Raw genomic sequence first — 14,388 nt, 5'->3', positions numbered from 1 at the left:
TAATCATAACATGAAAATCAATGGAAAGCGAACATTCTTTACGATTTTCATATTGAAAAGTTTAGAATTCAGACTATTGACCGAATGATAAACAATATCGGAATGGAATGAATAAAAAATAGCAGTTAACCAACATGGTTAATTCTGCTATTTATCCTATCTTATTTATTATTTAAATAAAGACTTTTGTTTTGTAGATGTTCATCGTATGATTTCGCGAAGTGATTGTTCCCTTCTTTATCCGCTAAGAAATAGAGATAATCCGTATCTGTAGGATTTAAAGTTGCTTCAATTGAAACGACACCTGCATTGGCAATTGGACCTGGTGGTAATCCTGGGTTCACATAAGTATTGTATGGACTTTGAACTTCTAAATCTTCATATAATACTCTTTCTTTATGTCCGCCTAATGCATATAATACAGTTGGGTCCGTTTGAAGCGGCATGCCGATTTCTAATCGATTATAAAATACGCTTGCAATCGTCTCACGATCCGTCTTTTCAGTTGCTTCCTCTTCCAATAATGAAGCAAATGTTAATAGCTCATGAACTGTCATCTCTTTTTCTGCAATTAAAGCTTGATACTCATTGATGACATCGTTTGTTTTTTTAATCATCGGAATAATGATATCATCTAAAGTAACATCTTCTTCATAGAATGCGTAAGTCGCAGGAAATAAATATCCTTCTAACGGATAACGGATGTTGGAATCCAATACCTCTTCCGTAATAAGTTCAGGATAAGAAGCCATCATGCTATGAATGAATTCCTCGCTGTTTACCTTCTCCATAAACTGTTCTTTTGAGTATTTCGTCTTTTTTTCAATAATGTTAGCAATCTGCTCTAATGTTAATCCTTCTGGAATCGTTATCGCTAATACAGGTTCTTTATATACTTTTCCTGTTTTCAAGCTTTCTAAAATTTCATCTAAAGTCATGCTTGGCGACATCGTATAATTGCCTGCTTGGAAATTCGATTGATTATTAAATTTTGCGTAATATTTAAAGATAGTCGCATTTTTTATAATGCCATGTTCTTCTAATATTTTTGAAATGGTAGATAACCCAGAGCCCATAGGAATTTCTACTTGAATTTGTTCTTCCGATTGTGAATCAACAGGCTGTAATGCACTTTTTACAAATAACGTGCCAGACAACCCCACAATTACAATTAACGTCAAAATAATTAGCGTTACTGTTGTTACAATTCGACGAACTACTTTTCCTTCTTGTTTACGCAATTTTACTTTATCCATTATTTCATTTTTCTTTTGTTCTTGCTCCACTGGTTTCCCCCCTTGCGACTCTTAACATATGATATAAAATTATAAAAGAATTCACAATATTGAAATGCGCTTTCGGTTTCGCTTTGTATATGTATTTGTACGTTATTTCATAAGAAAAAGTTCTATCAATCTATAACTTTTTAATACATATGAATTTTCAAACAACAATTTATAACCATGATCATTCAATAAATGCTTTTATCATGTTTCCCTGCGGCATGAAAAATCAAACCGCAGGAAGTCTTCAGCCAAAACGAATGATTTGATTTTATTGATTCAAAAACTCAACTGTTTCTTCAATTTTTTTCCATTCCTCATCTGACTCGACTGGGAAAATTTCTTGTATTTCACCATCTTCAGAGTCGACGTAGCTTGCAACATAAAGGTTTTCAATTGGTTCCGTTTCATCGGTTGTATACACGACATATTTTTTTCCGAATTCATCTAATGTAAATCGATAAATAACTTTGCATTCTATTTCATTTCCTTCTTCATCCGTTGCAATAAATGCGTCTCTTTCTTCTTCAGAAAATGTATCAACTAGTGTATTGTATACTTCTTCAACCATGTCCCACTCTTCTTCTGTTTCCAATTCCTGAAAATTCGTCATTTCTAAATTTTCATCAAGTTCATATCGTACTGCTGAAATTTCTTCGCTTTCATTACCATCTTCATCGATTATCGTATAAATGCAATAAGAATAGTCGTCTGTATCAAAGGTAAATAATACTTTGCATTTCATCTCTACACCATCTTCTGTTGTTAAATAAAAATATTGTTGATCCATGTTTTCCTCCTAATATTTATAACCTTTTCAACTTTAGTGTGGAACGTTCCATGAAAAATAATCAAATCGATATTATTCACAAGTAGATCGATCTTAAGCATGAAAAAAGTAGGCAAAATTTTGCCTACTTTATATGATTATTCTTCATCGTCTTCTAGTTCAAATTCTTCTTCCAAAGAATTTAATACTTCTTCAATCATATCCCATTCTTCTTCCGTTTCAATCGGCTGAAGTTCTCCATCTTCTCCATTTTCAGCAGGAGTAAATGAAGAAGCGAAAATTTCGATTTGACCATCTTCATCTTCTTCCGCACCGACGATTGTATATAATACATAGGACTTTCCGAATTTCTCAGAATCAAAAGTGTGTATTACTTCGCATAATTGCTCATTTCCGTCTTCATCAATTACAGTAATATGTCTTTCTTCATAATCATGTTCATGTACCATGTTGGTCACCTCTTTTTAAGAATATAAATAAAATATATAATTATCCCTCGACATAACTGTCTTTAGGAAAGTATAAAACATGATGAAATCACTTTATTCACCCAACATGGGATCTTATTTAAATGATTTACTATCCAAATATCCTTGTAAAATCATGACCGCTGCCATTTTATCGATTACTTTTTTTCTCTTTTTTCGACTGACATCGGCTTCAATGAGCATTCGTTCAGCAGCCATTGTTGTTAAACGTTCATCCCAAAGTGTTACTGGCAAATTAAACGCATTTTCTAAAAGCTTCTTATAATTCTCGGAAGCTTCTCCTCGTGGACCGACAGTGTTGTTCATATTTTTAGGATATCCAACAACAAATTCGGTAACCCCATACTCTTTTACAAGCTCTTTAATTCGCTTAATCCCAAATTCGCCAGTTTCTTCGTCTATATGAATCGTCTCAATTCCTTGAGCTGTTAAACCCAATGGATCGCTGATTGCAATGCCAACTGTCTTCGTACCGACATCTAATCCCATTACTCTCATTGATTATTCCTCATTTGTTATTTCTAATATAGAATTTCACAAGCTCTTCTAAAATTTCATCACGTTCAAGTTTACGAATTAAATTTCGTGCATCTTGATGGCGAGGAATATATGCCGGATCACCAGATAACAAGTACCCTACGATTTGATTTGTCGGGTTATACCCTTTCTCCTCAAGTGCAGAGTACACTTTTAGCATTACTTGCTTGACTTCATCTTCCATTGATTCTTCTGGAAAGCTAAATTTCATTGTTTGATCAAACGAACTCAAGACCAGCACCTCGCTTTCGGAAATAAGGAGTTGGAAATTCTAGCTCCATTTTCTATATTATAACTGATTCAATTAGTCAGTGAAATAGATTTCTTTTTAATTATGATATAGATTTAACGTAATCATACACAGATTGAAGGGCTTCATCAAGTTTTGAAACTTCTTTCGCACCAGCCATTGCCATGTCAGGACGACCGCCACCTTTTCCTCCGCATTTCTCAGCTACTGTTTTGACGATGTTACCTGCATGATATTCATTACCAGCAATATCTTTTGTTACACCTGCACAAAGCATGACTTTATCTCCTTCAACAGCTCCAAGAACAATAACTGCTTTTTCAAGCTTCACTTTTAAATCATCCATCATTTGACGAAGTTGATGATTATCTTTTGCCTCTACTCGTGTAGATAAAACAGTTATATCGCCGATTTTTTGTGCTGAATCAAGAACGTTTGCCGCTTCAAGGTTTGCCAATTTTTGTGATAATGATTCATTTTCTCGTTGTAATTCTTTATATTCACTTTGCAAGCCTTGAATTCTCATTACTAAGTCTTTTGGATTTGCTTTAAATTGTGCAGCTGCTTCTTGCAAGATTTTTTCTTCTTCTTTTACGGCAAGATATGCCCCCTTACCAGTAACAGCTTCAATACGTCTTACCCCGGCACCAATTCCACCTTCTGAAACGATTTTGAACAATCCAATTTCAGATGTGCGGTTTACGTGTAAACCACCGCAAAGCTCAATTGAATAATCGCTTACTTGTACAACGCGAACGATATCTCCATATTTTTCGCCGAAGAGGGCCATAGCACCAAGAGCTTTTGCTTCGTCAATCGGCATTTCTTCAATAACTACTTCGATGTCGTCCCAAATTTTTTCATTGATGATTTGTTCAATTTTTTCTAACTCTTCTTTTGTTGCTTGTCCGAAGTGTGTAAAGTCAAAGCGTAAACGATCTGGACCTACATATGAACCAGCTTGATTTACATGTTCACCTAATACGTCTTTCAAAGCACGGTGCAATAAGTGCGTTGCCGTATGGTTTTTCACAATCAGTTTTCTTTCTTCTGCATTCACTTGCGCCTTTACATGATCGTTAAGATGCATTTCACCTGATTCAACAATTACTGTATGAAGATGCTGCCCGTTCGGTGCAAGTTGAACATCTTTTACAACAGCTTTGAATGTATCGCTCTCAAGAGTACCTTTATCAGCGATTTGACCACCCATTTCAGCATAGAATGGTGTTTCCGCTAAAATGACTAATACCTCTTCTCCTTCAGAAGCTACATTTACTTCCTGACCGTTTCCTACCATAGCAACAATGGTTGTGTCACATTCTGCCACTTCATATCCAACGAATACGGAAGGTTGTTTTAAGTTCGTTAATACTTCATTTTGCACTTGCATAGAATCAACATCAACACGTGCACTTCTTGCTCGTTCACGCTGTTTTTCCATCTCCGCTTCAAAACCTTCGTAATCGATTGTCATTCCTTGTTCTTCAGCATATTCCTCTGTTAATTCAATTGGGAATCCATACGTATCATATAAGCGGAACGCGTCTTCACCTGGTATTTCATTACGCCCTAATTTCTTTTCACGTTCAATTACTTCATTTAAAATTTCAAGGCCACCATCTAATGTTTCTAGGAAACGAATCTCTTCATTTTTCACAACTCGTTGAATAAATTCACTTTTCTCACTTACTTCTGGATAGAAGTCTTTCATAATTTCTCCAACTGTTGGAACGAGTTCAAACATAAATGGTTTTTCAATACCGATTTGTTTTGCATATCTTACAGCACGACGTAATAAACGGCGAATTACGTAACCGCGTCCTTCATTTGATGGAAGCGCTCCATCACCGATAGCAAATGCCACTGTTCGAATATGGTCAGCAATTACTTTAAACGGTGTGTTGATATCTTCTTTATTGTTGAAAATTTCTTTCAAATCAATTTCACCAGGTCGTTTGTAACGACGGTTTGCAAACTCTTCAATTTTTTCAATGATTGGCATAAATAAATCTGTATCAAAGTTTGTTGGTACATTTTGCACAACGGAAGCCATCCGCTCAAGACCCATACCTGTGTCGATGTTTTGTTTTGGTAGCGGCGTATATGTGCCATCTGGATTGTGGTTAAATTGAGAGAACACTAAGTTCCAAACTTCTAAGTAACGTTCATTTTCGCCACCTGGGAATAATTCTGGATCGTTTGGATCATTTCCATATTCTGGGCCGCGATCATAGAAAATTTCTGAGTTTGGACCGGATGGACCTTCCCCAATATCCCAGAAGTTTCCTTCAATGCGAACGATACGTTCTTCTGGTAAGCCAATTTCATTTTTCCAAATGTTATAAGCTTCTTCATCTTCTGGATGGATTGTTACTGAAAGGAGTTCTGGGTCAAATCCCATCCATTTTGGATCTGTTAAAAACTCCCAAGCATAATGAATTGCTTCTCGCTTAAAGTAGTCACCAATAGAGAAGTTACCTAACATTTCGAAAAATGTATGGTGGCGAGCCGTTTTCCCTACGTTTTCTATATCATTTGTACGAATGGATTTCTGAGCATTTGTAATACGTGGATTTTCAGGAATTTCACGGCCATCAAAATATCTTTTTAAAGTCGCTACCCCAGAGTTAATCCAAAGTAAAGATGGGTCATTCACTGGAATTAATGAAGCTGATGGTTCAACTGCATGGCCTTTTTCAACAAAAAAATCTAAAAATTTGCGACGAATGTCTGCTGCTTTCATTCAATATTACCTCCTACTAATATTTTTGAAATTAAAAAAAGCCTTCATCCCAATAAGGGACGAAGACATTAAATTTCGCGGTACCACCCTCGTTACAGTTTCATTTCATCACCTAAATACACGTTTAACCGTTTCATTTTGAAACTGTCACTCTAGCCACTGTAACGTAAGTGAACGGCAGGTTTTAACTGCACTCTGGAGTAGCTTTCCGCAATTGTCTCTAGTGAAGATTCTTTCAGCCTACGGAATCTCTCTCTTTCCACTGGACAAAAACGTACTCTCTCCATCATTGTGTTGAAAATATAGGTGTTCATAAATAAGTATGACGAATGGAAATTCTCTCTAAATTATATGAAAACGGTCATATCATGTCAATCAACTTCTTTGTTATTTACTTCTTAACATGGATGGTAGGACATATACTTTCCAAAAAAGTATAGATGGGAGAGCAGATATGGAAACGATTTCGATGGAATTTTACACTGCACTGATGTCCATTATTTTAATCGATCTTGTTCTTGCTGGTGATAATGCATTATTGATTGGAATGGTCGCAAAAAATCTGCCTTCGAAACAGCAAAAAAAGGTTATTATCATTGGAACGCTAGCTGCCATTTTTATGCGCATTCTCTTTACACTGCTTGCAGTGAAATTGTTAGAAATTGATGGATTACTATTTATTGGCGGCGTATTGTTAATATATATAGCGATAAAACTGCTAGTGACTGAAGAAAATACCGATATACGCGTATCAAAGAAATCCTTTTGGGGGGCTGTTTGGACAATCATGTTAGCAGATTTTTTAATGGGTATTGATAATATCATTGCAGTTGCAGGAGCAGCTTATGGAAATATGCTATTAGTCATCTTTGGTCTCCTTATCTCTATTCCCATAATTGTTTGGGGAAGTACAATTGTCATTCGCATTATCGATAGATTTCCGATTTTCATTTATATAGGTGCTAGCGTTCTTGCATGGACTTCTTCGAAAATGATTGTCCAAGATGCATATGTGCAACCGTATTTAACGAATCCTCTACCAATCATAATTTTCCAATTATTACTTATTTTCATTGTCATTGCCATTGGATTTTTCTTGCGTATTCGAAGTAAAAACAGTTTATTAAACAAATTGAATAATCATTAGCTTCTTGAAATAGAATGGGAGTACATGATTTCTGGGAGGGGTCAAATGCATCTAATTTATGAAGATGGTTTATTGCTATCAACAATTGAAATTTGCTATAAAGGGAAAAGTAAATTGTTAAGCCGAGTTGCAATCGATTCAGGTGCCTCCCATTCCTTTATCAATATTGATTCAGTACAAGAGATAGGTATCTATTTTGAAAACGGAGATTCGCTAGTTCGTCATTATGGAATCGGTGGCGTAGAATATAGTTTTATGAAAAAATTGGATTATGTAAAAATTGGCGAAAAGACGTTTCCTAATGTTCATATTGATTTTGGCACATTGCAAGGATTTAATATTCAAGGTTTGATTGGACTTGATATATTAAAATCCGGTGAATTTGTTTTAGATTTGAAACACTTAAAATTACTAACTCACTGAAAATGTAGGAAAAAATAGCCTGTTATACGAGCGAACTAGGATCCTAACTTCACTAGTCCGCTCATTCTGTTGGCAATCTCTGTTTTATATAAAAGATAATAGATTTTTACATTATGAATATCTCGAAATAATTTGTTGAAGCTTAGATTCAATATGGTACATATCCGCTTCTGTAAATGTAACGCGCACGTGGCTTTCATCCACATCCAACATTTCAGCAAACAATCCACCAAGTCCCCTTGCTCTTCTGTCCACTTCCAATAATAATTCCACGTAGCCTTCCTCTTGGGAAAGAAAAGCAATCTCTAGTTCATCTAATCGACCTCGAAACGGCCCTGTTACTGGAACAAATTCAAATTCTTGAATAAAAGGATAGTTTTTTCGGTATCGGAATGATACTTGTTCATTTTCCGCTTTTCGTAAACGAAAACCTAAATGTTGTACAGCATTTAACACATGAGAAGCCAATCTTGATGGACGAACTTCTATAAAGTCTTTATCTGTTGAATCCACACCGCTTTGAATGTCTAATTCCGTTTTCACCCATACTCGAGAATTTCCTATCGTTACAGGTGTGTCTACTGGCAGCACGAAAGAAAACGGGATGATTTTTGTTTCATTTGCTTGAATCATAAAAGGATTACTAATTTTGAATTTATGGAATGCAAATGGAACCGAAACTTTTCGATCATCGACTTCTTTTATATAAGTCGTATATAAAGTGAAATAAATCGTATTGATTTGTTGAGCAACATTTCCTCCATATACTTCTACTTCACCGCGCACCGTTTCACCAGCACTGTAGGAAGACTTCTCCAACTGAGTATCCACTTTTGCTGAACCAATACCAAAAGATGCTAGCATTTTGTTAAAAAATGACATAGTCCACTCTCCTTTATTTTACAGAAATCTCTCCTATATTACGAGTCTATTTTCAATAAAGTTTCAGTGAGGAGAATCATTTAGAAGAATTTTTTTATTTTTATAAGTTGTCCTCCAAAATCTAGTCATGATTTGTATAAATATTATTTACTTTTCCTCCACCTGCAGCTTTAACATCGTATGTTCCATGATAAATATGGTTTAAATATTCTCTAACTTAGATTTACAACATATAATCAATTCCACTTCTTACGATTCAGCGAATTTAATGATAATAAGAAAACTACATAACATGTAAATTTACTTGCAAAGTGAAATAATATGTGGTAAATTACTCTACGTGAAATAGATGACTAATTTTCTCATTTGGTCATATTTTATTAAAGCGAGGTGAATGTATTGAGTGTTGATAGAAAACAATTAATACTCGAAGCTGCAAAAAAATCCTTTTCTTTATTTGGATACAAAGCAACCACGATGGATCAAATCGCAAAACTTGCCAATGTGGGAAAAGGTACAATTTATACATTCTTTAAAAATAAGGAAGAACTATTTGATGAAATTATTACATCTCTTATTAAAGATATGAAAACTGAAGCAGAAAAAGCCATTAATCCTAATAGTAGCTTCGATGAAAACATTCATCGTGTATTATTAAGACTTCTAGAATTTCGACAGTCTCATCAGCTCACAATCAAACTTTTTCAAGAAGAAAGAGAACTGGGAACACAAGCTGTAGCAGAAGTAATACAGCGTGTTGAACAAGCAATCATTCACTACATGAAAGGAATTATACAAGAAGCAATTGACCGTGGTGAAATTAAAGAGTGCAATCCTGAAATCACAGCATTTGTTATGTTAAAAATGTATGTTGCTTTAATATTTGATTGGGAAAAGCAACATCCAGCTATTGATAAAGAAGAAATATCTAATTTATTTAAATTATATTTCATTGATGGATTGGCTAAGTAACTTTAAGGTTAAGGGTCTCAATATATTAGAGTACCCTATTATATTACGCAAAATTGACCAAATGAACAAAATAGTCATTACTTCCAGGAGGTAACAAAATGAAAAAATCGTCATTTATGGCGGAACTAAAATTTCTTCTTTCTAACCGAAAAATTCTCATATCGGTTATAGCAGTTGCGCTTGTTCCTGTACTGTATACAGGAATGTTTATTTGGGCATTCTGGGACCCATATGCGCACTTAGAAGACTTGCCAGTTGCCATTGTCAATGAAGATTCCGGTGCTGAATTTGAAGGAAAAACGTTGGAAATTGGGAAAGAACTTGCTGAAAAACTCAATGACAGTGAACAGTTTAATTTCAAAGTAGTTTCAAAGGAAGAAGGTTATAAAGGTTTAGAGAATCGAGATTTTTATTTGCTAGTGGAAATACCAGAAAATTTTTCTAAAAATGCAACAACGATTCTAGATGATGAACCGAAAAAATTGGAACTAAAATATGTTCCGAATGAAAGTACAAACTTCCTTTCAGCTCAAATTGGAGAAACTGCCATGAGAGAAATCAAAGCGGAAATCTCCAAAAATATCATTTCAACTTATTCCGAAACAATGTTTGATTCCATTTCAAAGTTAGCAGATGGAATTAGCCAAGCAAGCGATGGAGCAAGCCAATTAAAAGATGGTGTAGCTGATTTAAATGATGGTTCAAAAACATTGAGTGACAATCTTGCAACATTGGCTTCAAAAATGATTGAATTCAAAGAAGGCGTAAACCGTGCAAGTGATGGTTCAAGCTCGATTGCTGCTGGCTCTAGTCAATTGAAAGACGGTCTTCGTCAAGTGAACGAAAATCTTCCATCCCTTGTCGAAGGAACATCTCAAGTAGAAAATGGCCTTAAACAAATGAAAGATCAACTTCCAGCTCAAGTTGCTACAGGAATTTCTGAAAATCTTAAAAATAGTGTTGAGAATATTCGTAATGGAATCGATCAATTAGAAACTCAATTATCTGCAGAACTTTCAACACAACTGACAGCTGGAATTGTCAATCAACTATCAAGCCAACTTGCAGTACAATCCATATCAACCCAAACTCAACACTTAGAACAAATTCAGTCTGCTCTCGTTGCCAACAACATTATGAGTGAAGAACAAGCTGTTGCCTTTATCGCGCAGCTAGCAAGCAACGTTCCTACGAAGGAACAAATTGAAGAGCAATATAAAACCCAATTACAAGCCCAATTAGAACCTCAAATTTCTACGGGTATCAGCAAAGGACTTAAAGAAGGGTTAACACAATTTGAAACTTCACTAACAAATCAATTACTTGCTTCAGCTGATGGTATTGAAGATCAATTAAAATCTCAAACTGCCCCTGCCTTTGATCAATTAATTGCAGGTCTTGACCAAATTAATGCTGGACAACAAACATTGCAAAATGGTGTAAATAAGCTTTATACTGGTTCAGTTGATTTAACAAATGGCGCTGGGGAATTAAGCTCAGGCATGAAACAGTTAACTTCTGGTGCAGGTCAACTTCAAGACGGTGCAAATCAACTAGCAAATGGTTCAAATCAATTAAAATCCGGCACAGATAAATTGTTAGATGGTACAACGGAATTAGCTGACAAACTTGCTGATGGAGCTGAAGAAGCTGGTTCAGTTAAGGCAAATGAAGATACGTATGACATGATGGGTGAACCGGTTGTTATTCAAAAAGAGGCAGTAAATGAAGTGCCAAATTACGGAACAGGCTTCTCACCATATTTTATGTCACTAGGCTTATTCGTAGGAGCACTAATGTTATCCATTGTATTTGAATTAAAACGACCAGTCATCCGACCGAAAAATGCTTTCACTTGGTTTGGTAGTAAATTTGGTGTGATTGCCATTGTCGGTATCATTCAAGCACTATTAGTAGATTGCATTTTATTATTGGCATTAAAACTAGAAGTTGTAAATCTTCCGTTGTTCATCCTAACTTCCATAATTGTAAGCATTGTGTTTATGACACTTATTCAAATGCTTGTCACATTATTAGGAGACACTGGACGATTTATAGCGATTATTATATTAATTTTACAATTAACAACAAGTGCAGGTACATTCCCAATGGAGTTATTACCAAACACACTTCAACCAATCAATGCACTATTGCCAATGACTTATTCAATCCAATCCTTTAAAGCGGCCATCTCAAGTGGGGATATTTCATTCTTATGGCAGAACAACTTGATTCTATTAAGCTATATGTTTGCCTTTATCCTCATTACGATTGGATATTTTGCACTTTCAACAAAAAAATCAAAAGATGTTGAAATGACTGTAATAATGGATGAGTAAATAGTATGAAGGAAAATCTATTAAATTATTTAATGGATTCACATTGAACATTTCATTTAAAAAGGATAGATGAACAGGTTTCCTGCTTCATCTATCCTTTTCATATAATCATAATTGATTAAAATTCGTTAAACAATTTTGAATTACTGTCTACTTGACAGTTAGCAGTTCAAAGTTTTCGACTTTTTAGAAACCCACATTTTACGCATCCATTACACTAAGTGTTTCACAATATTTTTAGCATGTCTGTATGAAACCAGGCATTCATGCCCATTTTCCATTATTAATATTTTATTTTTTACATCATATTCGTGCAAATAATCAATATTTATTAGATAGCTGTTATGTGATCTACAAAATCTTGGATCCAATTTCTCTAAATCTTTTAATTTTCCATAAAACTCATAGATGCCATTTTTTGAATGCACTCTTATTTTATGAGGTATTGAAGAGGTTTCAAAATAATAAATATCTTCATAACGAATATTTTTTATATTCTCTCCTACTTTTATTTGAAGTACTTTTGTAGAACTATTATGGCCAAGTGTCAAATAATGTTGATATGCAGTTGTCAATGCTTCGATGATATTGTTAGCAAGTAATTGTTGATTCGACGTTTTAATAATGAAATCAAGAGCTGCTACTTTGTATTTAAAGGTTAATTTTAGTTTATTGGCAAAGGTCGTTACAAAAATAATAGTTGCTAATGGATCTTGTTTTCGTATAATTCTAGCTAATTCTAAACCGTTGATACTGCTATTCAATTCAATATCTAATATGTAACATTCAGCTGAATGATTTTCGATATAAGATATGACTTCTTCTGGTGTTGAAGCACATAATGCAATTTCAATACTTGGCAAATGAAAACTTGAATATCTTCTTATGACATTCTGCAGAAATTGTCTTTGTTCTAAATCATCTTCGCAAATTATGACCTTCAAGAAACATCACCTTTATCTTATTTCAATTTCTTGGATAAAGATATTTTCCTCAATGCTCGTATTCATTAGTACATTTGGGTAGTTATTTAAAATATCCTTAACATTGTTTAGGCCGTAGCCACGGTTTCCTTTTTTTGTTGAATAATGATTTTTATAAAGTTGATGAATATCTAATGTATTGGTGAAATTATTTTCAATAATCATTAATACTGAATTATCATTTGTTTTCATAATAGCAAGATTGATAAAGGGATTCTCACATTCAATACTTGCTTCTATAGCGTTGTCAATTAAAATCCCTATCATTCTTGATAAATCAATAATATCCATATAAATAGAATCGATTTTTTCTGGAATTTCGATTTGTATATCAATTTTCTTCTCTACAGCTGTTAATAGTTTTGTTAGTAATAATCCTTTTAGTTCCATCAGTTCTAAATTCCCTAAATCATGAATTAAGGCATTTTTTAATAGTGTATTTTTTTCAGTATTTATGATTTTTTCTTTAAAATATTTTTTTAAACCATCTAAATCTTTATTATCTATGTATCTCTCCATTGTAATTAAAATATTTTTATAATCATGACGAAATTTTTGCATTTCAATATTAATTTCATTTAATGAACTCATATATTGAGAAAACAATGCTTTTTGTATCTTCTCATGCTTTAATTTATTCGTTTCGTTGATACTATAAATAAGTAAGATGAACAAAAATGACATAACAATTAAGTAACATATTTGAATGATTAGATTAATTCTTGTTAGCTGCAATTCTTCGTATGATGTTGGAATAAAAATGTTCAAATATAAGACGATGACAGTTACACAACATAAAATACTGATGAGAAACTTGGTAATAAAATTAATGGGCAAATAATCTCGTTTATATAAATTTATGAGTAAATTAATGATTATAAATAATATTGCATAACAAAGTGCAAAGATTAGAGAGTGGAAAAAGACATTATTGTTTTTATTTAAAACCAGTTGGGCAATGTGGTCTGAAATCATTCCGATGAAAATAATTAAACATAAATCAATACATATTTTAAATAAATTAGAGTGAAAAATCAGAGCTAACACGATACTACCAAATAGTATAATGATGGCAATCCATGATTCCAGAAAATAAAATGAAACTAATGATATAACAGCTATTGATAGACTAATGGAAACAGAAAATAGATTTAATTTTATTTTTTGCAAATAAAAAATCGATAGGCAGATTACAGTAAATTCAATAATACTAACAATAAGTAAATCTGAAATTGCAACTCTCCCCTTTAAGCCTTGAATATATGATAGGGTTATCAAAAAATAATTCGTTTGATTGATTTGAGCATTATTTTAATCAAGGATAAGTTGGAAAATCACTATTTTTCATGATTGAGAAAAATAGTGATTTTTATATGTTAGTAATTTTGGGATGGCATATCCAAAACATTTATTTATCGTAACTTACATTCACTAATTAAGATAAATGAAATAGGATTATGGAAATATTTATACGAAAAAATAGCACACATTTCACATTATACACCATAATCCTATAATAAAAAATTTAGATGAAAGAAAATAATGAAG

At 33.5% G+C, this 14,388-nt stretch carries 13 protein-coding genes and 1 other annotated feature; of the genes, 4 read left to right on the top strand and 9 right to left on the bottom strand.

The window, feature by feature from the left end:
- Window positions 1–161 precede the first annotated feature (161 nt).
- From mltG to alaS, 6 genes are all read right to left on the bottom strand, one after another.
- Complete coding sequence (mltG, locus tag NSU17_RS14825) at window positions 162–1,286, bottom strand: endolytic transglycosylase MltG (RefSeq protein WP_340705389.1); 1,125 nt, start codon at window positions 1,284–1,286, stop codon at window positions 162–164.
- Between the two features lie 268 nt (window positions 1,287–1,554).
- A complete protein-coding gene (locus NSU17_RS14820) occupies window positions 1,555–2,073 on the bottom strand; it encodes a DUF1292 domain-containing protein (RefSeq protein WP_340705388.1) in 519 nt (172 codons plus the stop codon).
- Between the two features lie 137 nt (window positions 2,074–2,210).
- On the bottom strand, window positions 2,211–2,522 hold the full coding sequence (locus NSU17_RS14815) for a DUF1292 domain-containing protein (protein WP_016838608.1): 312 nt from the start codon (window positions 2,520–2,522) through the stop codon (window positions 2,211–2,213).
- Between the two features lie 114 nt (window positions 2,523–2,636).
- A complete protein-coding gene (ruvX, locus tag NSU17_RS14810; protein WP_340705387.1) occupies window positions 2,637–3,059 on the bottom strand; it encodes a Holliday junction resolvase RuvX in 423 nt (140 codons plus the stop codon).
- 10 nt (window positions 3,060–3,069) lie between these two features.
- Window positions 3,070–3,330, bottom strand: coding sequence for an IreB family regulatory phosphoprotein (locus NSU17_RS14805; RefSeq protein WP_016838611.1), 261 nt, complete (start codon window positions 3,328–3,330; stop codon window positions 3,070–3,072).
- A 100-nt stretch (window positions 3,331–3,430) separates the two neighbouring features.
- A complete protein-coding gene (alaS, locus tag NSU17_RS14800; RefSeq protein WP_340705386.1) occupies window positions 3,431–6,094 on the bottom strand; it encodes an alanine--tRNA ligase in 2,664 nt (887 codons plus the stop codon).
- A gap of 52 nt (window positions 6,095–6,146) precedes the next feature.
- Window positions 6,147–6,393, bottom strand: a binding site (T-box leader).
- Between the two features lie 155 nt (window positions 6,394–6,548).
- Here alaS and NSU17_RS14795 point away from each other — a divergent pair.
- Together NSU17_RS14795 and NSU17_RS14790 are read left to right on the top strand one after the other, a co-directional pair.
- Window positions 6,549–7,241 (top strand): TerC family protein, encoded by a 693-nt coding sequence (locus NSU17_RS14795; RefSeq protein WP_340705385.1) that lies wholly within the window; start codon window positions 6,549–6,551, stop codon window positions 7,239–7,241.
- 45 nt (window positions 7,242–7,286) lie between these two features.
- The gene (locus NSU17_RS14790; RefSeq protein ID WP_340705384.1) at window positions 7,287–7,664 is read left to right on the top strand and encodes an aspartyl protease family protein; all 378 of its coding nucleotides are present in this window, start codon (window positions 7,287–7,289) and stop codon (window positions 7,662–7,664) included.
- Between the two features lie 111 nt (window positions 7,665–7,775).
- Here the strand turns inward: NSU17_RS14790 and NSU17_RS14785 are convergent, their stop codons facing one another.
- A complete protein-coding gene (locus NSU17_RS14785) occupies window positions 7,776–8,546 on the bottom strand; it encodes a sporulation protein (protein ID WP_340705383.1) in 771 nt (256 codons plus the stop codon).
- A 399-nt stretch (window positions 8,547–8,945) separates the two neighbouring features.
- Here NSU17_RS14785 and NSU17_RS14780 point away from each other — a divergent pair, with 399 nt between their 5' ends.
- The gene (locus tag NSU17_RS14780; RefSeq protein ID WP_340705382.1) at window positions 8,946–9,518 is read left to right on the top strand and encodes a TetR/AcrR family transcriptional regulator; all 573 of its coding nucleotides are present in this window, start codon (window positions 8,946–8,948) and stop codon (window positions 9,516–9,518) included.
- Between the two features lie 98 nt (window positions 9,519–9,616).
- The gene (locus NSU17_RS14775; RefSeq protein WP_340705381.1) at window positions 9,617–11,857 is read left to right on the top strand and encodes a YhgE/Pip domain-containing protein; all 2,241 of its coding nucleotides are present in this window, start codon (window positions 9,617–9,619) and stop codon (window positions 11,855–11,857) included.
- A gap of 212 nt (window positions 11,858–12,069) precedes the next feature.
- Here NSU17_RS14775 and NSU17_RS14770 read toward each other — a convergent pair whose 3' ends face one another.
- Both NSU17_RS14770 and NSU17_RS14765 read right to left on the bottom strand, forming a co-directional pair.
- On the bottom strand, window positions 12,070–12,801 hold the full coding sequence (locus NSU17_RS14770; RefSeq protein ID WP_340705380.1) for a LytR/AlgR family response regulator transcription factor: 732 nt from the start codon (window positions 12,799–12,801) through the stop codon (window positions 12,070–12,072).
- Between the two features lie 12 nt (window positions 12,802–12,813).
- Entirely contained in the window at window positions 12,814–14,118 is a 1,305-nt protein-coding gene (locus NSU17_RS14765; protein WP_340705379.1) for a GHKL domain-containing protein, read from the bottom strand.
- Window positions 14,119–14,388: the final 270 nt, after the last annotated feature.

Source organism: Ureibacillus sp. FSL K6-2830 (genome assembly GCF_038004145.1).
Taxonomy (GTDB): Bacteria; Bacillota; Bacilli; order Bacillales_A; family Planococcaceae; genus Ureibacillus; species Ureibacillus thermosphaericus.
This window is presented reverse-complemented; position numbering and strand designations above follow the sequence as displayed.